The organism is Bifidobacterium pluvialisilvae, from assembly GCF_019331695.1.
Lineage (GTDB): Bacteria > Actinomycetota > Actinomycetes > Actinomycetales > Bifidobacteriaceae > Galliscardovia > Galliscardovia pluvialisilvae.
In genome coordinates this window covers 1-26,138 of sequence record NZ_JAHBBI010000015.1, presented here as the reverse complement: position 1 = coordinate 26,138, position 26,138 = coordinate 1, and the positions used below count along the sequence as shown (strand labels likewise).

12 protein-coding genes are annotated in these 26,138 nt (G+C 64.0%); 3 read left to right on the top strand and 9 right to left on the bottom strand.

The features are described 5' to 3' along the window. Positions 1 to 127: 127 nt before the first annotated feature. Positions 128 to 2,422 (bottom strand): Spy0128 family protein, encoded by a 2,295-nt coding sequence (locus KIH77_RS09855; protein ID WP_219101438.1) that lies wholly within the window; start codon positions 2,420 to 2,422, stop codon positions 128 to 130. Between the two features lie 638 nt (positions 2,423 to 3,060). Here KIH77_RS09855 and KIH77_RS09850 point away from each other — a divergent pair. Next, positions 3,061 to 3,600: a helix-turn-helix domain-containing protein gene (locus tag KIH77_RS09850; protein ID WP_219101437.1), complete on the top strand. Its 540-nt coding sequence runs from the start codon at positions 3,061 to 3,063 to the stop codon at positions 3,598 to 3,600. A 638-nt stretch (positions 3,601 to 4,238) separates the two neighbouring features. Here KIH77_RS09850 and KIH77_RS09845 read toward each other — a convergent pair. The 3 genes from KIH77_RS09845 to KIH77_RS09835 form a co-directional block, all read right to left on the bottom strand. After that, positions 4,239 to 5,732 (bottom strand): aspartate ammonia-lyase, encoded by a 1,494-nt coding sequence (locus KIH77_RS09845; RefSeq protein ID WP_219101436.1) that lies wholly within the window; start codon positions 5,730 to 5,732, stop codon positions 4,239 to 4,241. Between the two features lie 335 nt (positions 5,733 to 6,067). Then, positions 6,068 to 6,607 carry a nitroreductase family protein gene (locus tag KIH77_RS09840; protein WP_219101434.1) on the bottom strand — a complete coding sequence of 180 codons (540 nt, stop codon included), beginning with the start codon at positions 6,605 to 6,607 and terminating at the stop codon, positions 6,068 to 6,070. A gap of 535 nt (positions 6,608 to 7,142) precedes the next feature. Then, positions 7,143 to 8,699 carry an amidohydrolase gene (locus KIH77_RS09835; RefSeq protein WP_219101432.1) on the bottom strand — a complete coding sequence of 519 codons (1,557 nt, stop codon included), beginning with the start codon at positions 8,697 to 8,699 and terminating at the stop codon, positions 7,143 to 7,145. 437 nt (positions 8,700 to 9,136) lie between these two features. Between KIH77_RS09835 and KIH77_RS09830 the strand changes: the two genes are divergently transcribed. Both KIH77_RS09830 and KIH77_RS09825 read left to right on the top strand, forming a co-directional pair. Further along, positions 9,137 to 9,955, top strand: a complete 819-nt coding sequence (locus KIH77_RS09830) for a mechanosensitive ion channel family protein (RefSeq protein WP_219101430.1) — start codon at positions 9,137 to 9,139, stop codon at positions 9,953 to 9,955. 144 nt (positions 9,956 to 10,099) lie between these two features. Continuing rightward, the gene (locus KIH77_RS09825; RefSeq protein WP_219101428.1) at positions 10,100 to 10,615 is read left to right on the top strand and encodes a GNAT family N-acetyltransferase; all 516 of its coding nucleotides are present in this window, start codon (positions 10,100 to 10,102) and stop codon (positions 10,613 to 10,615) included. Between the two features lie 387 nt (positions 10,616 to 11,002). Here KIH77_RS09825 and amrS read toward each other — a convergent pair whose 3' ends face one another. From amrS to KIH77_RS09800, 5 genes are all read right to left on the bottom strand, one after another. Further along, positions 11,003 to 12,064 (bottom strand): AmmeMemoRadiSam system radical SAM enzyme, encoded by a 1,062-nt coding sequence (gene amrS / locus KIH77_RS09820; protein WP_219101426.1) that lies wholly within the window; start codon positions 12,062 to 12,064, stop codon positions 11,003 to 11,005. 5 nt (positions 12,065 to 12,069) lie between these two features. Beyond that, on the bottom strand, positions 12,070 to 13,926 hold the full coding sequence (gene amrB / locus KIH77_RS09815) for an AmmeMemoRadiSam system protein B (protein WP_219101424.1): 1,857 nt from the start codon (positions 13,924 to 13,926) through the stop codon (positions 12,070 to 12,072). A gap of 195 nt (positions 13,927 to 14,121) precedes the next feature. Continuing rightward, positions 14,122 to 15,258, bottom strand: a complete 1,137-nt coding sequence (locus tag KIH77_RS09810; protein ID WP_219101422.1) for a D-alanine--D-alanine ligase family protein — start codon at positions 15,256 to 15,258, stop codon at positions 14,122 to 14,124. Between the two features lie 137 nt (positions 15,259 to 15,395). After that, a complete protein-coding gene (locus KIH77_RS09805) occupies positions 15,396 to 16,394 on the bottom strand; it encodes an NAD(P)H-dependent glycerol-3-phosphate dehydrogenase (RefSeq protein ID WP_219101420.1) in 999 nt (332 codons plus the stop codon). A 199-nt stretch (positions 16,395 to 16,593) separates the two neighbouring features. Then, positions 16,594 to 25,872, bottom strand: a complete 9,279-nt coding sequence (locus KIH77_RS09800; protein WP_219101418.1) for a Spy0128 family protein — start codon at positions 25,870 to 25,872, stop codon at positions 16,594 to 16,596. Positions 25,873 to 26,138 lie beyond the last annotated feature (266 nt).

Genomic DNA, 26,138 nt, shown 5'->3' with positions numbered 1-26,138 from the left:
GCAGTCCGCAAATCTTGATTTATGGGAGGCGCCGCTCTGCGCTACAAATCAGGCACCTCCCCGTCAGGCCCTTGGCAGTGGGCTTCGTCCCCTCGCATGAGGGGAGCCGAAGCCACTGCCGGAAGCCTCAGACCTCCATCCGGGTCCTGCGCCACACCGTGTAGGCGGCACCGGCCAGCGCCAGCATCACACCCGAGGCGATGAGCCAGGCACGCCCCGTCGTGCCACCGGTCACCGGCAGCGCGGACAGCAGCAGGTAATGTGTGAACACACCGGTTTTGTCGGCCATGAGTTTCGCGGGCGAGACGACGGTACCGTTGTCGTCATTCACCTGACTGACCTTCGCAGTGGCAGTGAGGTTGCCATCAGTACCGGTGGCCACAGTGACCACCACCTGATATACAGCCTGGGACCGCGTAATATCGTGGTTCACCTGCGCGGACTCGTTGATGCGGTACGTGTAGGTGCCCGCTTCCGAGTAGGTGATGTCGCCGAACGAATGCGCGTTCTTATCCGTCACGATGATGGAAGTATTGCATTCCGGGATGTTGTAGTCCGCCGGCATGGGCTGGCAATCACCTGCAGCACGGGACTTGCCGGTAACAGACGCCTTACCGTTGAGCACGTAGGTGAACGAATCGGCGGGGTTGGTCTTCCATTCACGCCCCACGATGACGGCACGAGCCTTGAAGAACTCGGCAGCAGGCAACGTGACTGAAGCCGGGGCGTTCGTGATGGTGACAGTGGCGTCCTTGTAGCCGCTCAGATCGGCATGGCCGCCATCCGGTGAATAGGTGACCTTGTATTCCTTCACCTTGCTGGCGTCACCGTCGACCGCGGTTTCGACCACCTGGTAGTAGCCGGCCTTGAGATCGGTGAACGATGCCGTCCAGCCATCAGCCTGCAGCGTCTTCGTCTGACCAGTCGGCTGGCACGTTGCGTAGGTCTTGTCGGTGCAGCTGTTCAGGGAGACGGTCACGCTATTGGCCTTGGTGGCACCATCGGCCCATTCCTTCTTCACATCGATCTTCATCGTCTTGGGCGTGACAACCCACGTGCCGTGCACGGATTCGTTGGGCTTGACGGAGGTCGTAGCGGTATACACGCCGTTCTGCAACTGAGCCTTCGGAGGATTGTTAGAGCACGCGCCGTCGCAGGAGAACGTCACATCGTAGTTATCCCAATTGGAAACACCGCTCAGGGTGAACGTGACGTCCTTCGACTCGTTGCCTTTGGCCAGAATGGCAAGGGTGCCACTGGTCGTGGTTTCTCCGGCGGAAGCCTGAGTCGACTCCTGGTTCTGCTGGTTGTTCGTTTCCTCCACCTTGGCAGTGAACGCATTATTCGCGTTGTTGTCCACACTGACGGTGGTCAACGCCGAGGCGAACATGACGCCGAACACGGCACCCTGACGGGAACCGGGATCATTGTCCTTCAGCGTGATGGACACCTCAGTCGGGTTGTTCGTCTGGTACAGGCGAATGCCCATAAGCGTATTCTTATCCTCACCGTTACCGGTGCAGGTCACGCTGGTCGATCCCACACCCGAAGGCGTGCACAGGCCCCATCCATTTCCGGCAGATGCCGGATACTGGGCCAGCTGGGTAAGCGGTGCGCTGGAACCATAGCTGATCGATTCACCGACCGCGGTACTCTCACCATCGCCGAGGATAAGGGAGTAATCACTGTCGGTCACACGTGCGCCGTTCCTCAACAGCTGAACGTTCGTCAACGTAATGGTGGAAGTCGCGTTGTATGCGCTGTCACCGCTCTTCTGGTACAGCACAGGCTTGCCTCCGACACCGGGGTACAGTTCCTCGCCGAAGACGGAATGACCATTCTCGTCATCCCACACCGGGGCCGCAGCTGCAACAACGTCGCGACCCTTCGGAGACGAGTAGGTGGCCGTGAAGGACAGCGACAGACCACCGGCCAGCGGCACCGTCATCTGCTGGCCACCGTACTCAGCCTCATTCTGGTTGAAGCCGGACATATCCAGCCAGCACACATGCTTCAGACCACTGTCATCAGTGGCATAGGAGCAGTTTCCGGCCGCACGGGCGGCGAGCGTGGTCGCGGGGGCCGGGACGGCGCGGACCTGCTTGTCGGGGGTCGGGGACGGGGACGGCGTCGCCTCGTTGGTGGTGCCGTTCGTCGGCGTCGAGGATCCGTTGGTTCCGGACGTGGCCGAATCCTTCGCGGCTCCGTTGTTCGTTGCGGCGTCCGTAGTGCCCTTGGTCTCGGCGTCCGGAGTCTGGGCCGGTGTGGTCGACGTGGTTTCCGCAGTCGGCGCCTCGTTCGCCGTGGCGGCGACGGCGGTGCCGGTCACCGCCATCGTGCCCAAGACCGCGAGCGCAGACAGTGCGGCGGCCACGCGCGCGACTATTCCCCCTTTGCGCTTCGGGTTGTCATGCTGTTTCATAATCCCGCTCTTTTCTCAAGCCTGTGTTCCCTGGCACCCCTCATGCGTAATTCCACCACACGATAGTGCCTACAGAATCGGCATAATACCAACGAAAAAGCGGGCTTTACATGCCCCTTTGATACCCTCCAGAGTTTACCGATGCCCCTCGTATACCCACAGTCAAACGCTTTTCGCAACCCATCGAGACCACTACCCCCCAGTAGGGGAATTACCCCAAGAATTCACCCCTGCATGGACAACACGCCGAGGAGGGGAATCAATCCCCCGCCATCACCGGACGGCCGAACCGTCCGCAAAGGAGACCGCCCCGTCCCCTCATACATGACTCGGCCAAGACCCCGAGGCCGCGTATACAACACGTATATATAGGTGCATGCATCGCGTATACACAGACGTATACACAGATACGCAGATACCGGCGAATTCGAGACGGCGTCACGAACGAGGCCGGACCGCGCCGATGCGATCCACCCGCCCACGATAATTCGCCGTGTTCACCGCATATTAACGTCGTTCGCCGGTTTCACCGCAAACAAGCGCTTGCACACCCTGTTTCGCGGTGAAATCAGCGAACGACCGAAAAAGGCCCCACGGCTGTGCGATCACGTCTGATAGGCCTACAATCCCCGTCAGTTATGCCTTCGGCAAGGAGACGACTCTCCAATGCCGAAGAAGGTGTTACACTTACAAGTGAAAGTTTTAGTTTAAAAACAATCCATCGCACACGAGGGGAGGAAATTTTGGAAGTATTGAACCGCGATAAGGAGTTGACGATTCTCGTAGACGATGCAACCCGGAGAAACGTCGCGCAAACGGTGAATGATGTGCAAGACGTTCGTTCGGAGCTTGCTTTACTGGCTCACGGCGAAAAAATCGAACTGCCCAAAGATGTCTCCTCCATAGTGATGAGTGTGCTGGAAAGCCTTGGAAAGGGTTCACGGGTCGTTATCTCTACTACGCCGCGCGAACTGCGCACAACCGCCGCCGCGGAAATGCTCGGCATCTCTCGCCCGACTCTGCTCAAAATGGTGAGAGACGGCGAAATTCCCTCATACAAGGTCGGCGCGCATCATCGCTTCCGCCTCAACGACATTCTCGAGTACCGCACTAGGCAGCAGCGAATCAAGCGCAAGAAGTTCCTGCAAATGCGAGATTCTCTCGACGAGCTGAACTAAGTCCGCGTAGCATTGCTGCCATTGACGGCATTCAAACAGCGGAGGACATATGGAACGGGTTTTCGTTGATGCGAATATCCTGTATTCTCGTACGGTTCGAGATTGGCTATACGCATTATCCACTAGCGAGATCCAAGTATTCAAACTGTTCTCCAGCGAGGATGTATTCGCCGAAGTCATCTATGAATTCCGCAGAAAGAACCCCCAACGTTCAGGCGACAGCATAACAGGCATTGTCAATGATTTCTGTTAGATCATGCTCCCAGCGGAGCTTCTACAGGACATCGAACGCTCCAATACCCATGGACTGCAGGGTAAAAGCATCAGAATACATCGTTGTCCATCACAATTGGACGATTTGGATGGACAACGATGATTTATCGGCAAAAATGCAACATGGTCCATCACAAACCATGAGTCAGGGAAGTACAATCATTGCAATCATGCGGTTTTGATTGGTTCATTATTCAGACGCCGATGGACTACTCCGCGAATCGCATAAAAAACGCCGTGGTCCATGGAAAAATCGCCTTTCCCCATGGACCACGGCGAAAAATCACATAAACACAGACCGGTCCACCAGCGAACGACCGAAAAAGACCCCATGGCCGCGCAACCGCGCGGCGACCGCGGACCGACTACCTGCGGCCGTCGCGTCCACGACCGCTGCGGTCGGTACGCTCACGGCACGTCTGGCCAAGACGACGCGACAACGCAATCGGGTCGAGCAATTCGTCGAGCTTGGCGGCGGGAATCCGCGTACGCTCGCCGGCCACCTCACGCACAGTACGGCCGCTCTCCTCGGCCTCCTTCGCAATCGTCATCGCGTCCTCATATCCCAACGCCTCGTTCAGCGACGCGGCGATCGACGGCGTCGACTCGGCATAATGCCGGCCAATCTCCGCATTGATGGTGATGCCGTTCACGCACTCCTCACGGAACACGTCCATCGCACGCGAAATCAGCTCCATGCCGCTCAACAGCGCATGGATGATCACCGGATCGAACGCGTTGAGCTGCAACTGCCCCTCCGCAGCCGCCCACTGCACGGTCGTATCCATGCCGAAAATGGAGAACACGCACTGGTTCACGCATTCGGGCACCACCGGATTCACCTTGCCCGGCATGATGCTCGACCCGGCCTGCCGCGCCGGCACATTAATATCGTTGAATCCGGCGTTCGGACCCGAATTCAGCAGTCGCAGATCGTCGGCCGCCTTCTTCAAATGGATGGCGAGGTTCTTCACCGCCGACGACACGGCCACATACACGCTCATATCGGTCACGGCGGCCACCGGATCCGGCGCCGCCGTAATCGGCAGACCGGTCATCTGCGCAAGATGACGGACCGCCGACGCACGGAACTCCGGATTCGCGCAAATACCCGTGCCGATGGCCGTCGCACCAAGATTCACCACGGCCAGACGCGGCACCAACGCCTCGAACGCGGCGATGTCGGACTTGAGAAAACTCGCGAACGCATGGAACTCCTGACCATACGTCATCGGCACCGCATCCTGCAACTGGGTGCGGCCCACGGTCACATCATTGATATGACGGTCGGCGAGACGATGGAACGCGCGCGCGAGCTTGTCGGTCGACTGCGCCAACGGGCCGAGCACATCGATCAACGCCAGGCGGCAGGCCGCCGGATACGTGTCGTTCGTCGACTGGGACTTGTTGACGTCATCATTCGGATGGATGAACTCGTAATCGCCTTTCTTATGGCCGGCCAATTCCAACGCGCGGTTGGCGATCACCTCGTTCACGTTCATGTTCGTGCTCGTGCCGGCCCCGCCCTGGAACACGTCGACGGGGAACTGGTCCATCCAACGCCCGTTCTCGATCTCCATGCACGCCTGACGGATGGCGCCCGCCTGCACGCCGGGGATGAGACCAAGCTCCTCGTTGGCCGTGGCGCACGCCTTCTTTATCGTGGCATACGCCTTGATGAGCTGCGGATGCGTGGAATCGGGAATGTTGGAGACCTGGAAGTTCTCCATGGCACGCGCGGTATGGATGCCCCAATACGCCTTCGCCGGCACCTCGAACGTGCCGATGCAGTCGTGCTCCGTGCGCGTGGCGGTGTCGCGATGGGTTTTCCGGGTGATTTTCGTCGCATGCCTGGCCATGAAGGAATCCCTCCCACTGAAACTCCCATTGAAAAACTGTCCGTCACTATCATGGCGGCTTGCTCGACAAAACGTCAAACATCAGCCGAAAGCTTAGCGGGAGGGGGTTGGCTGGGCGGTTCCTGTCATCCTGAGCGAAGGCCGGCCTCCCATTGTCATCCTGAGCGAAGGCCGGAGGCCGGAGTCGAAGGATCCTGAACGCACACAGAGATCCTTCGACTCGCTCCGCTCGCTCAGGATGACAGTAGGAAAAAACCGCTCGTCCAGAATGACAGTAAGAAAGACCGACCGCCCAGGACGACGGCGGGAGGAATCCGCCCCGGTCGCCGCTGCGGCTAGCCGACGAAGTGGGTGACGAAGTTGGCGGTCGTGGGCTCGCGCTCCTCGGTGAGCAGCGTGGCGTCGGACGCGTGGCCGAGCGTCATGGCCGAGACGGGCACGTAGCCCTCGTCCACGCCGAGCTCGGCGAACAATTCGGGATGCGACTGCAGCGCCTTGATGACGCCGAGGATGTAGCCGCTGCCGAGGCCGAGGTCCGTGGCCGCGAGCGCCATGTTCTCGATGATGCCGGCGGCGTTGCAGTATGCGGTGCCGCGTTCGATGCCGGATTCCTCGCCGGAGAGGAGGATGAGCACGGGCGCCTTGTACGTGGGCCCGGTGCCCATGCGGCCGGCGTTGGGGCCGGCGAGCGCGTCGATCTTGTCGATTTTCGCACGGTCGGTGATGACGGAGATTTCGATGGCCTCATAATCGTGCATGCCGATGGGAGCCGCGTTGGCCGCTTCGAGAATGGTCTGGATCTGCTCGCGGGTCACCGGTTCGTCCGTGAATTCGCGGCATGTCTTACGTGTTCTGATCACCTGCATCATGTTCATGGCAACCTCCTGGATGCTCGGGATGCGTAACGTCGGCGTCGATGCCGACCTATCGCCCATTGTAGGCGGACCGGCCGCGACTTCACCGGATGCGAAACCACGCGTCTCGGCTGAAAAGAGTTCTGTCATCCTGAGCGGCAGGCCAGCCACCTTCCATTGTCATCCTGAGCGGAGGCCGATTACCTCCCATTGTCATCCTGAGCGAAGGACGCCTCCTCTATTGTCATCCTGAGCGAAGGCCGTAGGCCGGAGTCGAAGGATCTTGAACGCCCGTAGAGATCCTTCGACTCGCTCCGCTCGCTCAGGATGACAGAAGCGAGAGACCGCTCGCTCGGGTTGGCAGTGGAAGCCGCTCGCTCAGGATGACAGAAGCGAGAGACCGCTCGCTCAGGATGACAACAGAAAAGACCACGCGTCTCAAGCGGTCGGCCCCCGCCGGCGGGGGCTGGCTCGGCGCAGCCGAGACTGGGGGTGGTGAGACATCGCATCTCGGCAACCGGCTCCCCTCAGAGCGGGGAGCCGGTTGGGCGCATGATTACAGGGCGAAGTGGGTCCAGCGGCCGGCGCACATGGTGGCGGCGACGGGCATGGTCCGCAGTTCGGCGGCGGAGTAGGCGGCGTACGGGTCCTTGTCGAGCAGGACGAGGTCACCGGGATCGCCGACCGCTATCTCGGTGCCGTTGCCGAAGGTGGACGCCTCCAGGGCGGTGCGGATGCCGAGTCGCTGTTCGGGCTGGTAGGGGTCGCGTTCGCTGTCGGTGCGGTAGACGGCCGCGGCCATGGCCACCCACGGGTCGAGCACGGCGACGGGCGCGTCGGAGCCGAAGCGCAGCGGCACGCCGGCGTCATACAGCGTGCGGTACGGGAACGGGATGGCCGACGTGTTGGCCCAGTAGCGGGTGACGACGTCGCGGTCGTCCACGGCATGCTGCGGCTGCACGCTGGCCACGAGTCCGAGCTCCTTGAACCGTGCGACGTCGCCGGGCTTGAGCAGCTGCGCGTGTTCGATGGAGCCGGTGGCGCCCGTATGCTCGAACGCGTCCAGCACCACGGTGTTCGCCTCGTCGCCGATGGCGTGGCAGGCCACGTCGAATCCGTTGGCCCGCGCGATGGTCATATAGTGCTCGATCTGCTCGGGACTGTAGCTGAGCACGCCACGCGTCTCCGGCGTAATCGACGAATACGGTTCGGAACAGTAGGCGGAACGGGTGTTGAGCGAGCCGTCGGAGATGAGCTTCATCGTGGTCACGCGGCCGAGGCCGTCGCTGCCTTCGATCTCCGCACCGCCATGCCAACCGGCCGCGACGGCGTCCTCGATGCGTTCCGGATACACGCCCACGCGCACACGCAGTTTGTCGATACCCTTGTCGAACCGCTTCTGCCATTGGCTGATGGTGTCGGCCATCTCGTAGTCGCAGATGCCGACGATGCCCTTGGAGGCCGCATCCTGTTCGGCGGCCTTGACGAGCTTCATCTGCTCCTTGCCGGTGGCGTCGTCGAGCTTGCTGTAGGCGTCGAACCATTCGAGCTCGCCGACCAGGCCGGAATCGTCGACGTGCACGCCGAGGCGTTTCGCGGCGGCCGTGTTCACCCAGCCGCAATGCATGTCGGCGCTGGAAAGCGCAACCGGCTGGTCTCCGGCGACGGCGTCGATCGCGGCCAAGGACGGCTGCTGGTCGTCATCCCACAATGAATGACGGAAGCGCATGCCCACGATGAACGTGTCGGGGTCGAGCCCGGCGAACGAGTCACGACGGTCATCGAGATAGTCGCGCAGCATCTCCATGGCCTGATGCGCGCTCGACGCCCGGATGAGGTCGAGCCGGCCGAACGTGGCCGCCCACTGCGTGAAATGCGTATGACCGTCCCATAGGCCGGGTATGACCCAGCGTCCGCCCGCGTTCACGGTTTCGGTGTAATTGGCGGTGTAGGCGGGCTTGGCGAACGCCTCGCCGTTGTCGCGCCCGTGCACATCCCCCGCGGCCGCGATGCGTGTGACGACGCCGTCCAGTACCGCGATGTCGACGATGTTGTCGGTCCCCGGAATTCGCGCATTCGTGATGCGCGTCTCATGATTTCCCATACCGCCCATCATGCCACAGTCCGGCACAAGCCGCGGGAAACGTTCCCACCTTTGCCGCGCAACGGAGAGGAAACCAAGTAGGCGCACCTGCCATCCCGAGAGAGGCTGCCGGACACCGCCTGTCATCCTGAGCGGAGGCCGACCCACCTCCCACTGTCATCCTGAGCGGAGGCGCACACCACCCACTGTCATCCTGAGCGGAGGCCACAGGCCGGAGTCGAAGGATCTTGAACGCCTGTAGAGATCCTTCGACTCGCTTCGCTCGCTCAGGATGACAAGGATGGGGCCCTCACTCAGGAGGACAAGGATGGGACGCTCACTCAGGATGACAAGGGCGAGAGCCCTCACTCAGAAGGACAAGGATGGGACGCTCGCTCAGGATGACCGTAGGAACATCCGACAGTTCCTTTACGTGGCGCACAGATTCGGTCCCTTACGATAAGGGGATGGATATTACTCAAGGCTCCACAATCCGCGAATTCATCGAGAACCCGTTGGCATGGCTCGAAACGAACTCCACGAAGATAATCTTCCTCATCGTCGTGCTCGTCGCCACGGCCATCGTGGTCAAAATCGTGACCAAGGGCATGCGCATCGCATTGGACAAGACGGAGATTCCCAGCGCCTCCATCTTCATCAACATCGTGCGCGTGCTGTTGTGGGTGTTCGCCGTCAGCATCGTGCTGCAACCGGTGTTCGGCATCAATCCGACGTCGCTGATGACGGCGCTTGGCGTCGGCGGCATCGCCCTCTCGTTCGGCCTGAAGGACACCATCTCGAACATCATCGGCGGTTTCGGCCTGATGCTCGGCAAGGTGGTGCAGCCGGGCGACCTCGTGTCCATCAACGGCGCGACCGGCGTCGTCAAGGACGTGACGTGGCGGCACACCATCGTGGAGGAGCGTGCCGGCAACGAGATGTGGATCCCGAACTCGGTGCTCAACACAGCGGCGTTGGAGAAGATGCCGGTGCCGAACGAGGCCATGACGACCGTGGCGTTCACCGCACGCGGCGACCGGAACACCAACACCGACGCCATAGCGACGACCATCATCGACGCGGTGAAGGCGGCGACGGCCGACATCATGCTGCCGGACAATCCGCCGCTGGTGAAGTTCAGCGGATTCTCGCCGTACGGCATCGAAGGCAAGGTGCTGCTGTTCACCAAACCGGGCGTACTGCTCTCCACGATGCAGGACAGGGCGGCGCGCGCCATCGCCGGCGAGGGATTCCTCGTGCAGAACGCCGCTCCGGAGGAGGAATAACGGCGAAACCTCGAGTTGTGAGGCTTTGTTTGGCGAGACAAGGGTCTCGGACCGCGGAAAACGTTGAAAATCCGGCTGGGAACAAGGCCGTTCCCCGGATGCAAGCCTCACAACTCGCAAATTGGGGCTAACAAGGGAGAAGAAATGATGATTCGACGTGCGACGACAGCGGATATTCCCGATTTGGACCGGCTGCTGTACCAGGTGGCCGAGGTGCACCACCGCGGGCGGCCCGACCTGTTCCGGGGCGGCGCGAAGAAGTACTCCGACGAGGAGTTGGCCGCAATCATCGCCGACGACGAACGGCCGATCTTCGTGTACGAGGACGGGGATGCGGCCGACAGGGTCGCGACGGACGGCGGAACCGGGGCTGCGGGAGGCGGCGTCATCGGCTACGCGTTCTGCGTGTTCCAGCGGAACAAGGGCAGCCACGTGCTCACCGACATCACCACGCTGTACATCGACGACCTATGCGTGGACGAATCCGCACGAGGACGGCACGTCGGCGAGGCGCTGTACCGGCATGTGCTCGGTTTCGCGCGCGAACACGGCTGCTACAACGTCACGCTCAACGTATGGTCGTGCAATCCCTCGGCGATGGCCTTCTACGAACACTGCGGCCTCAAGCCCCAGAAAATCGGCATGGAGACGATTCTGTAGGGGCGCGCAGAGCGTCACCTGCGCGAGCACCACACCTCTGTTCCTGAGTGAACACCACCGCTCCGGCCGCCGTCGCCCCACGCCCCCTGTCATCCTGCGCGAGCACCACACTCCTGTCATCCTGAGCGAGCGAAGCGAGTCGAAGGATCTTGATGCGTGGTGTCCAAGATCCTTCGACTCCGGCCTACGGCCTCCGCTCAGGATGACAATAAGGCGACACAGCTCCACGCAGGAGACAACAAAACAACACGGCTCCACTCAGGATGACAACAAAGCAACACAGCTCCACGCAAGAGACAACAAAGCGACACGGCTTCGTTCAGGATGACAACAAAGCAACACAGCTCTCCTCAGGATGACAATAAGGCGGTCGGAGGGGAGGGCCGCTCACCACCGGCCGGCGATTGGGGTGCCGCAGTCGGGGCAGCGACCGTCGGCGGTGATGCGGTTCGCGCGTATCTCGTACCAGTCGCGCTGAATCAGCAACGCCCGGCATCCGGGGTTCGGGCAGTATGTGGCATCGCCCTCGGTATTGTGCACATTGCCGGTGTAGACGTAGTGCAGCCCCTCCCCCAGCGCGATCTCCCGCGCGCGCACCAGCGTCGACAACGGCGTGCGCGGCACATCGTCCATCTTGTACGCGGGATGGAACGCGGAGAAATGCAACGGCACGTCGGGGCCGCAATGCTCGCGGATCCACGCGCATTCGGCATGCAATTGCGCGTCGTCGTCATTGAATCCGGGGATGAGCAGCGTCGTCAATTCCACCCAGACGCGGCCGCCGTCGGGCGTGCGCGCCTCGTTGACGGCGAATTCGATGGTGTCCAGCACATCCTGCAGATGCGTGCCGGTCACCTTCCAATAGAAGTCCTCGGTGAAGCCCTTGAGATCGATGTTGGCGGCGTCCATCGCATCATAGAATTCCGGACGGGCGGCCGCGCTCATGTATCCGGCGGTGACGGCGATGGGATGGATGCCGCGCTCGCGGCATGCGGCGGCCGTGTCGATGGCGTATTCGGCGAAGATGATGGGATCGTTGTAGGTGAACGCCACGGATTCGGCGCCGTATCGCAGCGCGACGTCGGCGATCTTCTCCGGACTGGCTTCGACGCCGAGACGGTCCCAATCACGGGCCTTGGAAATGTCCCAGTTCTGGCAGAATCGGCAGCCCGAATTGCAGCCGGCGGTGCCGAAGCTCAACACCGACGAACCGGGATGGAAGTGGTTGAGCGGCTTCTTCTCCACCGGGTCGATGGCGAATCCGGAGCTGCGGCCGTAGGTGTCGCAGACGATGACGCCGTCGTGGTTGCTGCGCACGAAACAGAATCCGCGCTGGCCGGGCTTGAGCTTGCACGCGCGCGGGCACAGGTCGCATTGCACGCGGCCGTCGGCGGCGGGGCCGATGCGATGCTGCCAGCGGCCGATGGCGCGGGAATCGTACGAGGCCATCGCCGTCACTCCTTGTAGGCCGTCACGGTGTAGCGGCTGCAGCGGATGCGCCGACCGGTCCAGTCCAGTCCGCTCGGCAGTCCGGCCTTGGCGAGCAGATGGCCGACGAAATCATGCGGCCGCGGCAGCTCATCCCACACCTGCGGCAGGAACGTGGCGCGGCATCCGGTCTTCGCATCCTCGAGAATCAGGCCATCCTCGCCGAGCCGCAGCTCGGATTCGAGCTCGTCGCGACTGGCGGCGCGCATCGGCTCGGGTTTCGACAGCACCGACACCTCGACGTTCAGCAGCGGATACTCCGCCGGCGTCACCGGCATGAAGCGCGGGTCGCGGCTGGCGGCGTCCACCGCGTGTTCGGCGACGTCGCGGCCCAGCGGCCGGTACGCCTCCAACGTGCCGATGCAGCCGCGCAGCCGTCCGCCCTCGGTGAGCGTGACGAAACTCGCGCCGGGCTCGCGCAGCCACGGATGGTCGTCGACGAGTCGGTCGACGACGGCGTCCATGGTCGCGGTGGCGTCGGTGCCGTCATCGATGCCGAGATAATGACGAATCGCCGTACGCGCGAGGCCAAGCAGCACCGGGCCTTTGCCGGCAGAGGAGTTGGCCGCCGGCCGAGCGGCAGTCGTCTCTCCCCCAGTCGGCTGCGCCGACAGCCCCCTCGTCAGAGGGGGCCAAGGATGGGAACCGTCCTCGGCTTCATCACCTGAACCACGCCGTTCGCCATCGTCGCCGCTATCGTCATCGTCGTCATGCTCCCACATGGCGAACGATGCGTAGCCGACGACGGCCTCGTCCGGATTGGCCATGGCGGGACGCGTGGCATGGATGACGCCCTCCGATTCGCCCGGCCGGGTCAGATCGTCGGCGAGCGCGGCCTCGCCGCCATCGCCGGACGTGCAGCATCCGAGGAATCGCAGGTCGAATCGTCCATTCGCGGCCGATGCGGCCAACGATGCCGACGCGGAAGATGCGTCCGGCGTCCGCACGCCGTCCGTCGTATGCCTCGTATGCAATCCGTTGCGGATGACGTCGAGCAGGCCGTTGACCGGATACGCGCCGCACGCCCGGTTCGGATGTATCGGCAAATCGAGCGCGGCGATGCGTGCGATGGTCTCGTCGTCGAGCGCCCGCGCGTAGGCGTTCGGATGATAATGCGACAGGTCGGAGCTGATGACGACCACCGTCTCGGGCCCGCCCCACAGCGCGCGCAGTACGTCGCCGACCTCGTCGGGCGTGGCGGAGCCGGCGTTGAGCGGCACGATGTCGATGTCTTCGCCGAGCACGGTCTGCAGGAACGGTATCTGCACTTCGACGGCGTGCTCGCGCGCATGGGTCGGGTCGTTGAGCAGCAGCGCGGGCGCGGCGGCATCGGCCGCGGCGTAGGTGTCGTTCAGCAGCCGCAGGAAGTCGGCGTATCCGCCCAGCAGAATGTCGCCGGGGGCGTCGTCCGGTGCCCGATGCGGACGGAATCCGAACGCGCGGGCCTCGCCGGCCACGTCGACGGACGCGATGCCGAGCGGGGTGGCGAACGCGGCGGCACGGCTCATGGCCACGCCCCGTACGGCCACGCGATGTGTCGGACCCACGATCACGGCGCGGCGAATCGTCCCCCGGCCGCGTTCCAGCAGCGCGTAGGCGAGCGCGGCGGTCGTGCCGGAGTAGACGTATCCGGCGTGGGGCACGATCACGGCCTTGGGAGCGCCTTCGGGCAGTCGCGCGAGCACGTCGGAGGTGAGCAGGCCGCGCGCGTAGTCGAGTTGTTCGGCGATCATGCGTCGCAATGCGTGGGGATCGTCGGGATAGAACGCGCCGGCCACCGCCGCCGGACGAATGCGTTCGGAGGATACTTCGTTGGATGTCATGGCAATCACCGCCTCACCACCCCATCGTAGTCAGACATAGTCAAATGACATACGGGCCGAAATCCCCGTTCCCGGCAATGTACGGTGCCTTTTGGTCGTTTTCACGAGGAAAAACGACCAAAAGGCACCATAAATCGGGGATTTCGGGGATTTCTGCCCGTTGTTCAGCGATTTCGGCCCGTCATTGTGCCGTTTTCAGCGCAGCACGCCTTCGATGAGGGTGGTGATGAGGTCGGAGTAGGCGATGCCGGTGGCCTCCCATGCCTTGGGATACATGGAGATGGACGTGAATCCGGGCATGGTGTTGATTTCGTTGACCATCACCTCGCCGTCGGCGGTCACGAACGTGTCGACGCGGCTGAGGCCGGCGCCGTCCACGGCCACGAACGCCTTGGCCGCGGTCTCGCGCACCTTCTCCAGCATGGGTTCGGGCAGGTTGGCGGGCACTTCCACGTGGGAGGCGCTGGAGTCCATGTACTTGCTGTCGAAGTCGTAGAAGGAGTCGGCGTCGGTGCTGCGCGAGTCGAGCACGATTTCGCCGGGCCAGCTCACCTGCGGCTTGCCGCCGGCCTTCGGGCAGAGCACCGCGCATTCGATTTCGCGGGCGTTGATGCCCTGTTCGATGAGGATGCGCCAATCGTGCTTGGAGGCTTCGAACACGGCGGCGGCGAGTTCGTCGGCGTTGTCGGCGTTCTCCACCTTGGTCACGCCGAAGCTGGAGCCGGCGCGCGACGGCTTGACGAACAGCGGGTATGCGAGGCCGGCGGCCTTCACCTGGGCGAGCAGTTCGGGGCCGTTGGCGGCGAATTCGGAGGCGACGTCGAATTCACGGGCGTCGATGGTGATGCCGGGCGCCACGGGGATGCCGGCGGCGGCGAGCAGCACCTTGGTGTAGTGCTTGTCCATGCAGGCGGCGGATGCGAGCACGCCGCAGCCGACGTACGGCACGTTCATCATCTCAAGCAGACCCTGCACGGTGCCATCCTCTCCGTAGGGGCCGTGGAGCACGGGGAACACGGCGTCGACGTGGCCGAGCGATTCGAGTTCGTTGCCGTTCTGCGCGAAGAACCCGTCCTGGCCGAGGGCCACGTCGAGCACGACCATCTTCGCGCTTTCGGTGATCTCGACCTCGGGCAGCACGCCGCTGTCGAGGTTCCATCCGCGCGGGTCCTCGCCGTTCACGATCCACTTGCCGTCCTTGGTGATGCCCACGGGAATCGGTTCGAAGCGGTCGGTGTCGATGGCGTTGAGCACGCTCGCCGCCGAAATGCAGGAGATCGGATGCTCGTCGGCCCTGCCGCCGTACAACACCACGATGCGCTTCTTGGTCATAATCCACAATCCTCCGGTACGTTCAACGGCCGCCGTCCGCGACGTCGGTCCACGATATCGTTAGCAAGACTACCCCGCAGGGCACCCTACTCGCTGATGATTCCCTACTCGTTCGTACTCGCTGGCCCTCGCTGGTCCTACTCGTTGGTGATTTCGGTGCCGAAGAGCTCGGAGAGCATCTGCGCACAGGAGATGCCGTCCTCGAGCACGTGGGTCATGGCGGCGGCGAGCGGGGTGGGCACGCCGAGCTTGTCGCCGAGCGCTACCACGGTGGCGGTGGTGGGCACGCCTTCGGCCACGCCGTCGCTGGCCTTGGTGGCCTCCTCCACGCTCATGCCCTTGCCGAGGTTCGAGCCGAACGTGTAGTTGCGCGAGAGCGGGGAGCCGCAGGTGGCGATGAGGTCGCCCACGCCGGCCAGACCGGAGAAGGTCTTCGGGTCGGCGCCGCACGCCTTGCCGAGCGAGGTGAGCTCGGCCAGGCCGCGCGTCTCGATCATGGCGGCCGTGTTCTCGCCGTAGCCGGCGCCGCGGGCCATGCCGACGGCGAGCGCGACCACGTTCTTCAACGATCCGCACAGTTCGAGGCCGATGACGTCGGTGGAGGTGAACGGGTGGAAATACGACGTGGAGCAGGCCTGGGCCACGCGCGCGGCCGCGTACGGGTTCGTAGAGGCGACCACGGTGGCGCTCGGCTCGCGCTTGGCGATCTCCTTGCTCAGGTTCGGCCCGGAGACGGCGGCGAACCGGTTCTCAGGCAGGTCCAGCGTCTCGCGCACGACCTCGTCCATGCGCTTGCCGGTGTTGCGTTCGATGCCCTTCATCAGCGAGACGACGAGCGCGTCGTGCGGAATCAGCCCCTTGAACTCCTCCAACGCCACGCGTGCGAACTGCGCGGCGATTGCCACGACGACGATTTCGGCGCTCGCCACGGCCTCGGCGCGGTCGCCGGTGGCGGTGATGCCTTCGGGCAGCTGTTCGACGCTCGGCAGACGGTACGAGTTGCGGCGGTTGTCACGGATGTCGGCGACGATCTCCGGCTCGATGGCCCACATCGTCACCGTGTTGCCCGCGTCGGCAAGAACCTGCCCGAACGTGGTGCCCCATGCTCCCGAACCCAGTACCGTTACGTTGGTCATTGCGTCTCCTTCGTTGCGCGCGCCGTATATACGGGAATCCATAGTAAGCGCGGGTGCATATTTCATCGGCCGTCGGGTGGCAGCCGGCGGCCATCGACCGACGTCGGACGTCACCCGCCGGACGGTTGACGTCGCCCGGCGGACGGCGGTCGATGATTGATGACCGCCGTCCTCCGACTACCGGAGGTCAGCGTCCTAGTCAGCGTCCCCGATCGGCGTCCGACGGGGCTCCCGCCCACGGACGACGCCATGCCAGGAGAACGCCGAGACCGGCCAGCATCACGACGCCGAACGCCATGGCGCCCATGTCCACGCCCGTGCGCGCCATCCGCTCCGGTTCCCCGGGCTTTCCGGGCTCCCCGGGCGTGGGCTTCTCCGGCTCGTCATACGTGTTGACGAACGTCGGCGTGGCATCCGCCGTCTTGCCGTCGTAGGCGACGGTCGCATGCAGATGGCCTTCGAGGTCATCGGTGACGGTGACGGACACCTTGTGCACGGTCCTGTCGTAGGTGACGTGGTCGACGTCTCCCCCGACCTCCTCGATGGTGTATGCGAAGGTCTTGGACGGCAGGCCGTCCTCGCCCCGTTTCGCGTCCGCCATGTCGTCGGCCGTGTAGGAGATCGGCTTGAATCCGATGGAACCGTCGGCCTTGTTGGCCTCGGTCTGCAGCGTGGCGCCGTCCGCGGACTTGAGGGCGAACGTGAATTCGCCGGCCTTGAGATCGCGGCCTTCGAGATGCTTCATCGCGCCGAGCGTCACCGACGTGCCGGTCGGCGTATAGGCGTTGGCGAAGGCGATGCCGTCCGAGGGCTTCGCCGTGTCATCGCCGGCTGCGATGCGCGTCCACGTCACGCTCATCGTCCCGTCGCCGTTGTCGACCACGCTGGCGTGCACGACGTAGGTGGCGTGGTCGTAGTCGACGCCACCCTTGTCGCCGGTTGTTTCGCGCACGGTATAGTCGTGTTCGCCGGGCTGCTCGTAGCGGATCTTGCCGAAGGTGACGTTGCCGTCGGCGTCGTTGGACCCGGTGGCGACGACCTTCGCCTGGTCGCCGTCGCCTTCGACCATGTCGAAGTTGAATTCGCCCGGCGTCATATTGCGGCCGGTGAGGGTCTTGCGCACCTTCAGCTGGTCGGTGATGGACGATTCGACGGGCTGCACGTCGTAGGTGTTCCGGAATCGGAACACCGTGTCGCCGGTCGTTTCGGCCACCAGCGCGCCGGCCTCGTGGCCGTCGTACGCCTGCGTGTATTCGGTGAGCTTCACGGTGACCGTACGGGTGGCGGCCCCGTCGTTGGTGACGCCGTCGGCCTTGCCGCTTTCGGTGATCGTGTAGACGAACGAGCGGGTGCGTACGCCGTTGGCGTCGGGCGTGATGCCGTCCATGACCTGCGGCTGGCGGTAGCTGATGGCGCCGAAGTCGATGGCTCCGGCGTCGTCGGCCTTGACCATGACCTTGCCGTCCTTCGCGCCGGCGGGCAGCGGGGCTGGCTTGGAGGAATCGGCCGCGTCCACGCCGGTGAGCGTGAAGTCGAACCCGTCCTTGATGTCGGACCATGTGGTCGTCAATCCGTCATGGCCGTAGTCCAGCTGCTTGGTGCCGGCAATGGTCACCGGCACCTCGTTCGTGCCGTAGGTGTTGGTGAAGGCCAGCGTGCCGTCGGAATCCTGCGGGTAGGCGATCGTGGCCTTGAGGCTGCCGTCGCCCTGGTCCGTAACCGTCGCCGTGACGGTGAAGTTCGCGGCGCCGGGTGTGATGGAGCCGTCCGCAAGACCGTCGGTCGATTCGGCCACGGTGTAGCGCAGCGTCCATGTGGCGTTGCCGGTCTTGGCGTCCACGGTCCTGGTGGCGGCGTGGTCGGCCACGGCGGCGTCGAGGGAGTCGACGTCATAGGCCAGCCTGCCGAAGTCGATGGCGGCGGGCTTGCCGTCCTCGGCGGCCGCGTTCCGCCCGGTGGCGATGACCTTGCCGTTGGCGTCCTTCACCTGGAAGGTGAATTCGTCGGCGTTCAGCGGCCGTCCGGTCAGCGTCTTGGTCGCGGCGATGGTGGCGTCGCCGGAGGCCCGGTACGTGTTCGCGAACGGGACGACCAGCGTATCGTCGCCGCCCGCCGCGGCATCGGATTTCACGGTGACGGCGGCGTCCGGCGCCGAAGCGCCCTCACGGGTGGATGTGGCGGTGACGGTCAATACACCGGTGGTCTTGTCGTAGGACGGCGTGATGTCGACCACGCGGGCGGTCCTGTCGTTGCGGTAGCCGTTGCCGCCGGCGTCCGACGCCTCGGTGGTCGGATACGTGCTTTCGGCCAGCTTGAAACGATAGGTCCTGCCGGCATCCTTCGGCGTGAAGACGATGGGGTCGCTGCCGGCGGCCGCCGCGTCGCCGTCGGTCACCGGCACACGGCCGGTGGCCTCGCCGCTGTTGGCGGCGGGCGATACGTAGGAGTCGGCGCCGCCGAGGCCGAGCTTCTTCGCGGTCTCGTCCTTGGTGGTGGCGGCACGCCCGTCGGCGGCCGGCACGTCCTGCGGGTCGGCGGTGAACCTGTACTGGCCGGCGACCATGTCGCGGCCGGTCAGCTTGTTCGTCAGCGCGACGTTCAGCCGCGCGTCGGTGGAGTAGACGTTGGTGAACGCGCCGTTCTCCACGGTGACGGCCGAACCGCCGGCGCTCAGCGTGCCGTCGCCGTTGTCGGTGACGGTCACCGTGAGCGTGGCCTTGTTCGTGCTGTATGTCATGCCGGCGATGGCGCCGTCCCGCGGCTTGGCCTCGGTCACCTCATAGGTGAACGTCTTGGTGCGTTTGCCGGTCGCGGCGTTAATCGTCCCGTCCTTGATGCTGTCGAAATCGTAGGTGATGGAGCCGAATCCGAACTTCACCTTGTCGCCGTCCTTCGCGGAGTCGGATTTCACCGTGGTCTTCACGGTGTCGTCGTCGACCTTCTGCACGGCATTGGTTTCGGCGGGCATCGGGGCGCCCTTGGTGACCCGCTTGAGGTGGAATTCGAACGAGTCCCCACTCAGCCAGTCACGGCCGTCGATGGCCTTGGTGAACAGGTCGTCCACGCTTACGGGCTTCTCCTTGGTCGTGTAGGTGTTGGCGAAGGCGATGCCGCCGTCGGGATAGGTCGGCGTGGCGACGAGACCGCCATGACCGTTGTCCACGACCCTGACCGTCACGGCGAACGACGTCGTGCCGGTCTGGGCGACGCCGGTGTTCGCCAGTCCGTCGGCCCTTTCGCTCACCGTGTAGGCGAACGTGACGGAACCGTCGGGCTGCCGTTGCGCGATGCCGTCATCCACCGCCTTCCGCAGCGACGCGGTGTCGTATCCGATCTTCGGGAAGGCGATGGCGGCGGGCTTGCCGTCCTTGGCGGCCGCGTTCGTGCCGGTGGCGACGACGGTGTTCTTCGCGTCCTTGACGTCGAACGTGAACTCGCCCTTGGCCATGTCGCGGCCGGTGAGGGTCTTGGTGCCGTCGAGCGTCACCTCGCCCTTGGCCGCGTAGGTGTTGGAGAACCGTGCGGAGGTCGGCTTCTGGCCGTCGCCGTCGCCCTGGCCGGCGCCGTCCTTGGTGTAGGAGGCGTCGTCGATGGCGAGCGTGCCGTCGCCGGCGTCCTTGACCTTCACGGTCAGCGTCCATGTGGAGTCGTCGATCGTCCAGCCGTCGCCGTTCCCGCCGTTCTCCGTGATGGCGAAGGTGTAGGTGCCGGCCTTGGTGAAGACCAGCTTGCCGAATTTCGCCGTGCCGGACACGGTGTCGCCGGTGCCGGCCAGGCCGCGCACCGTGGCCGTGTCGCCGTTCCATGCCTTGCCGTCGGCGCCAGTCACGGCGTCATCGTGGGCGAAGCTCTTCCCGGCGAGGGAGAACGTGAACGTCCGGTCGGCCACATTGCCGCCGTTGGTGGCCTGCTTGGTCACCTGCGGCGTGAAGTCGGCGGGCGTGGGCGTGTAGGTGTTCGTGGCGTTGGCCGTCACCGTCGTGCTTTTGCCGATGGTGCCGGTGGCGTTGTCGAGCTTGGACGTGTAGGCGTCGGTCCTGCGCTCCGCCACGCTGTAGGAGGCGCCGGTGGGCAGGTCCTTGATGGTGATGGACTGGCCGTGCCTGAGGGTGACGGTGGCCTTGCCCTGCGCGTCGAACGTCACGTCGCCCTCGGTCGGCTTGCCGTCCGCGGACGTGGTCTCGGCCGCGTGGGTTCCCGCGAGCGCCTTGCCGTCGAGCGCGAGCGTCACGTCGAATGCGAACGACTGGTTCCTCTGCGCGTCGGCGAGCTGTGCGTCGTCGTTGCGCTTGACGGTCTTGACGATCTTGAGGTCGCCGGTGTTCGTCAGGCCGAGGTCCTTGTTCGCGTACCGCTGGGTGTAGTTGTCGAGCGTGATGCCCTGCTTCGCCATGTCCTCGGGCGAATACATGGCGAGGTCGTTCGACTTGGCGGAGTATTTGATGGCGTAGGGGTAGCCGGTGATGCCGGAGGCGTTCAGCTCGGCCACGGCGACGCCGTCGTTGTTGGTGGCGTCGGTCGCGGCGGATGACTGATAGGCGGTGGCCTTCATGTAGTCGTCCAGCCGGTCGCCTTGGAACGCCACGATGTAGTCGCCTTCGGGGACTTTGAGGAAGTCGTAGGCTCCGTCGGCCCTGGTGGTCGTCGTGCTGCCGTTGCCGGAGAACGGGTCGCCGGCGATGTCGTTGTCGAGTTTCCTGTAGCTGCCGTCGGCCTGCTTTTTGAACAGGGTGGCGGTCACGCCGCCGAGCGTCCGTTCGCCGTCGTCGCGCACGCCGTTGGCGTTGCGGTCGTACCATGCGACGCCGTTGATCTCGCGCGAGACCACGACCGTGCTCACCATGTTGGATTGGATGGGCGCGGATCCGCCGGCGATCCAGCTGTGCGCCACGTTGCCGTACATGTCGGCGGCCTTGTTGTCGCCCGTTTCGGCGGTGAGGTACAGCGAGAGCGTGGACACGGCGGGCAGTCGCTTCGCGCGGATGTACACGGCGGTGATCTTCCGCGCGGTCGTCTCCGGGTCCTTGATGCCGGGGTCGACGATCAGGTCGCCGTAGCGGCTGCTGTTCGGGTCCATGTCGATGGTGCCGAGCTTGTTGAAGTACCTGGTGTTGCCGAGCAGGGCCTCCACCTTGGTCGCGTCGCGGCCGCCGAAGCCTTCGACCTGGGAGCGCAGCGAATCCTGTGGAAGCGTGGAATAGTACGCGTCGATGCTGGTGCCGGCGGCCGTGCCCGTCAGGCCGGAGACCTTGGCGTCGACGGCGCGCAGGATGACGTCGCCGGTGAAGTCCGAGGCACGGATGTCGCCGTTGTAGGGCAGCAGGTCGTACATGTACATCGTGCCGATGGCGCTGTCGCCGGTGTTGGCGTAGGTGACGGTGTAGGTGACCGTCCTGTCCTGGTCGACGAGCGTCTTGTCGACGCTCTTGACCAGCGTGGCGCCGCTCAGTTTCACGATGCCGGCGGCGATGGAGCTCATGTTGCCCTTGGCCTCGTCGTAGGCGCGGGTGTCGCCGGAGCCGCTGATGGTGGCCTGCGTCGTGAAGATGTCGTTGTTGTCGAGCTCGTTGGGGGCGAGGTTCGCCTTGAACGTGATGTCCGGCAGGCTCATGCCCACGATGGCGTCGGCGATGTGGAAGCTCACCGATCTGCCGTCGGCGGCCACCCGCGCGTAGACCGTGTAGGTGTGGAACGTGCCGGGACCGTCGGGGTCGGCGGCGTCCTTGACGTAGTAGCCCACGGTCGTGGGATGCTGCGAGTCGGCGGAGATGGCGAGCTGGCGTTCGTCGCCTTCCGGCCGGCCGTCCTTGCCCACCTGGTAGCCGGTCGTCATGAACGAGCCGTTCTGCACGGTCACGCGGGCGCGGTCGCCGGTGTGTTTGACGTCGAGTCCGGCGTTGATGTCCAGGTCGGTCTTCAACTGGGTGGAGGGCTTGGTGACGTCGCTGCCGATCTCGGTCTTGATGCCCGTGATGCGATAGTCGACCTGGGTTTCGCCGTTCGTCAGGTCGTAGCTCGGGTTGTCGGGGGCGTTGGCCTTGTCGATGCCGATGACGACGCTCGCCTTGTACGACACGATGAGCAGGCTGTTGCCGTAGAAGACGCCGCCCTTGTGCGTGCCTTCCTTGAGCTGGCCGTTCTGGTATTCGGTCTTGACGTAGCCCTTCGAGCCGTCACGGTTGTTCAGGTCCTCGCCGTTGTTCTCGTTCTCGTCCTTGGAACTGGTGATGGTCTGGTAGCCGGCGAGCGTGTTCCTGCCCTTGGCGGCGTCCCACTTGCCGTCGGCCCAGGAGACGGACGAGCCGTCGTCGCGGGTCATGGCGCCGTCGCGGTACCAGACGCGCACCATGTTCACGGTGGCGACGGTGCGGTTCACGAGGTCCGCGTCGTCACCGTTGATGTGCACGGGAATCTGCAGACGCTGGAATTTGCCGCCGAATACGTCGAGGTTGCGGTTTTCCGCCAATACGCCGACGCACTTGAGCTTCTCGCCGTTCACGACGACATACCCTTGGGCGTCCGGCGCGTCCTTGCTGTATACGAGGTCCTCCTCGCGAACGCCGTTCATGTACTGGACCATGCCGTCCTTGTTGGTGTCGTAGCCGTCCGGATGATCGGGATCGGCCGCGTACAGTATCGTGGCGGCGGGATGCTCGCCGGCGTCGTCGAACAGCATCCTGGGGGTGCCGTTGATGGTGATCGCGCGGCTGTCGAACAGCTGCAGGTAGTTCGCCGCCCGGATGTGGTCGTCGGCGCCGGGCGACATCTCGTAGTATCCGATCATCGTGATGTCGCTGTTGGCATACGCCACGCTGTCGTAGGAGGTGTCCCAGTACTGGGTGCCCAGATAGCCGTCCGATTCGCTAACCGCGCCGCGCCTGTTGAACGAGTTGCCCTTGGACATGTGGCCCGGGGAGTATATCTGTATGGCATCCGTGTAGACGTTGTCGCCGGTGTTGGCCTCCTGATGCGTCCTGGTGGGGTCCTTCGGATCGGACTTCACCTGCTGCCCGTCATGGGACGTGACGGTGAGGTCGTTCGCGTTCACGATGGTGCGCAGCGTCTTGGAGTCGTTGTCCGCGGTGGCCACGCGGGGGTAGGCGTTCATCACCTGCAACGACGCCGAGGAGAAGCCGAACAGGTGCGTGAGGTATGCCTCGGTGACCGGGGTCCAGCCCGCCTCCTTCGACGGCCAGTGCCAATTGTCGAAGTCGAAGTCGTACCCGCTGACCTTGAACGAGTGGTCGGCGGTGTGGCTCGTCGGCGAGTCGGCGGCGGTGGTCATCGTCCACGAGCCGCCTTTGTAGACGTTCTGCGCGTCCATGGTGTTGCCGTTGGCGTCCTTGCGGCCCATCGGCACGTTGAACGGCGCCGCGCCATTGGCATAGGCGGAACGGTACTCGCCGCCCCAGTAGAAGTTGCGATCGCCGTGCCCCTTGTAGTCGCCTTTGACCTCCACCTTGGTGCCGTCCTCATAGGTGTGCCAGTAGCTGCCCCGGACGTCGACGTTCTCGTTGTAGTCCCATAGGTAGGTCTCATAGTTCCCGTCGGCCTTGCCGTCGAGCTGCGACGACAGGTTCACGTCGAACGACAGCGTGCCGGCCGGCAGCGAGATGCCCTTCAGCTTCTTGTTGGCGGCGAGGTCCTTGCTGTCGCCGTCGGACTTGTTGCCCACCTGCAGGGTGATGCCGTAGCCGGTGATGCGGCCCCAGCGGATGTTCCCGAACTCCTGCTTCTCGGCGTCGGTCGCGCCTTCGAACCGGGCGGGATCGACCTTGCCCTTGTTGGCGGGCTTGGCGGCCAGCTCCTCCAACCGCTTCCACAGGGTGCTGTCGTGCGGCACCTCCTGGCCGGTGGTGAAGTCGAACCAGGAACGGTAGCTCGTGCTGGCGTTCTTCTTCACCTGCACGTTGTAGCTGGCGGCCGCGGAGACCACGGCGTACCGGCCGCTCTTCACGTCGGCCGTGACCGTGTTGGAGGTCACGCGCGGCGCGGGCTCGTGCTTGCCGGATTCCTGCTCCTCGGAGCCGTAGTTGTCTTCGTTGCCGTCGAGCCATGCCGTGAACGTCGGCGTGACCACCGTGCCGTTGCCGGCGTTGAGCACCTGCACCGCGGCCGAGACGTCGCGGTTGCCGTTGAGGAAGCTGCCGCCCTCGTCGTCTTTGGCGTTGACGGTCATGCCGCCGATGATGCGCTGTTCGACGATGCCGAGCGAGCCCTTGGTGGTGTAGCTGTCCGTCCCCTTGTCGCTGCCGGAGGCGAAGGCGTTGACGCTGGTCTGCGTGGCGCCATGCCAACTGAGCGAGCCGTTCTGGTTGGTGTCCAGTTCCGCGCTGCCGTCGACCTCGTCCAGTGCGCCGCCCTTCCAGTACTTGCCGGTGGAGTCCCGCACGAGCACAACCTTGCCGTCGGCGTTCACATATTCGACCACGTAGGCGTTGCCCATCCACAGCATCTGGGTGGTGTCGAAGCCCGCCTCGGTCACATCGGCCTTGAGCCTGGTCTCGACCCACACCTTGCCGGTCTTCAGTTTGACGCTGGTGTCACGCGAGCCGAAGTTCAGGCCGACCGTGTACTTCACGGTGTCGAAGGTGCGCACCACGTGGTTGTTCCGGCCCGAATCGCTGCCGGGCACGTCGACGGCGTCGGCGGCCACCGTGTTCCCGCCGGCGTCGACGGAACCGGCCTTCAGATCGCCGTCCTTGTCGAATTCCGAGGTGCCGTCCTGCATGGCGGTGATCTCGGCGCTCTTCACATAGCCCTGCGACACCTTCTTGCTGGCGAAGGCATAGAATCCGGAGTCGGTCTGGAACGTGAAGCCGTTGTAGCCGTCATCGCCCACCTGCACATCGGTGACGGCCTCGGGCGACTTGACCTCGGAGTCGACCACCACCAGCACCATGAGCTTGCGCTCGGCCGGCCGGCCCGGCAGCTTGGCGGAATCCTTGAGATATTCGACCTGCACGGTGGCGGGATGGTCGGCGTCCACGCCGTCGATGCCGTCGAGCCACGTCTCGTCGTCGCCGTTCCTCCACGAGATGCCCATCAATTGAATCTCGCCGTTCGTCTCGCCCACGTATTTGTAGACGTTCGGGTAATCGGTCACCGAACCATGCTCGAACGTGGCCTTGAGCGTGCCGGCCGGCGTCTTCGCCCCTTCCGGCAACGTGACCGTGACCTTCACGGTGGAATCGGCCGCGTCCGTGCCGTCATAGCCCACGAAGCTCCGTCCGGCGGCACGCGCCTTGATGCCGCTCGGCGCAGTGGTCTCGGCCGCGGGGGCGTCGGCCACCTGGGCCGTCCCGCCGTCGAATGCGGAGGACATCATCGCAATCGGGTTGACGCCCATCGCCGCCATGGCCACCGTGCCGGCGAACAGCACCCCCAGCACCGCCACGACCGGCACCAGCGCGCGACGCACCATCCCCACCCATGCATTATCGACCGACGATGCTCGTTTGCCATGCTTCGGCATCATATTCATCTTCCTCTTCTCGGCGTATTACGACGTCGTATACGAAACCTATGGGCCCAACATTACCCATACCACCCCCCATTTGTATAGCCCTTTGCCCATTGTTCGAGATTTTCCAAAGACTGCAATACCAATGAATTAACGGGTTAAGGGTCAAAACGTGGGTCTTAAATCCGTGGTGAGGTGTTCTCCGGTCTTGCGTGTCGGGGTGTGATTAACGTTTTGGGTGTTAATCCGGCGGGGTGCTTGACTTTTCGGGTTGGCTTGTT

Bases quoted from the DNA above. Each gene is read 5' to 3' on its own strand.
- amrS (WP_219101426.1), bottom strand. From the start codon at position 12,064: ATGGCCTCGTACGATTCCCGCGCCATCGGCCGCTGGCAGCATCGCATC.
- KIH77_RS09855 (WP_219101438.1), bottom strand. From the start codon at position 2,422: ATGAAACAGCATGACAACCCGAAGCGCAAAGGGGGAATAGTCGCGCGC.
- KIH77_RS09835 (WP_219101432.1), bottom strand. From the start codon at position 8,699: ATGGGCGGTATGGGAAATCATGAGACGCGCATCACGAATGCGCGAATT.
- KIH77_RS09825 (WP_219101428.1), top strand. From the start codon at position 10,100: ATGATGATTCGACGTGCGACGACAGCGGATATTCCCGATTTGGACCGG.
- KIH77_RS09845 (WP_219101436.1), bottom strand. From the start codon at position 5,732: ATGGCCAGGCATGCGACGAAAATCACCCGGAAAACCCATCGCGACACC.
- KIH77_RS09830 (WP_219101430.1), top strand. From the start codon at position 9,137: ATGGATATTACTCAAGGCTCCACAATCCGCGAATTCATCGAGAACCCG.
- KIH77_RS09805 (WP_219101420.1), bottom strand. From the start codon at position 16,394: ATGACCAACGTAACGGTACTGGGTTCGGGAGCATGGGGCACCACGTTC.
- KIH77_RS09800 (WP_219101418.1), bottom strand. From the start codon at position 25,872: ATGATGCCGAAGCATGGCAAACGAGCATCGTCGGTCGATAATGCATGG.
- KIH77_RS09840 (WP_219101434.1), bottom strand. From the start codon at position 6,607: ATGAACATGATGCAGGTGATCAGAACACGTAAGACATGCCGCGAATTC.
- amrB (WP_219101424.1), bottom strand. From the start codon at position 13,926: ATGACATCCAACGAAGTATCCTCCGAACGCATTCGTCCGGCGGCGGTG.
- KIH77_RS09850 (WP_219101437.1), top strand. From the start codon at position 3,061: ATGCCTTCGGCAAGGAGACGACTCTCCAATGCCGAAGAAGGTGTTACA.
- KIH77_RS09810 (WP_219101422.1), bottom strand. From the start codon at position 15,258: ATGACCAAGAAGCGCATCGTGGTGTTGTACGGCGGCAGGGCCGACGAG.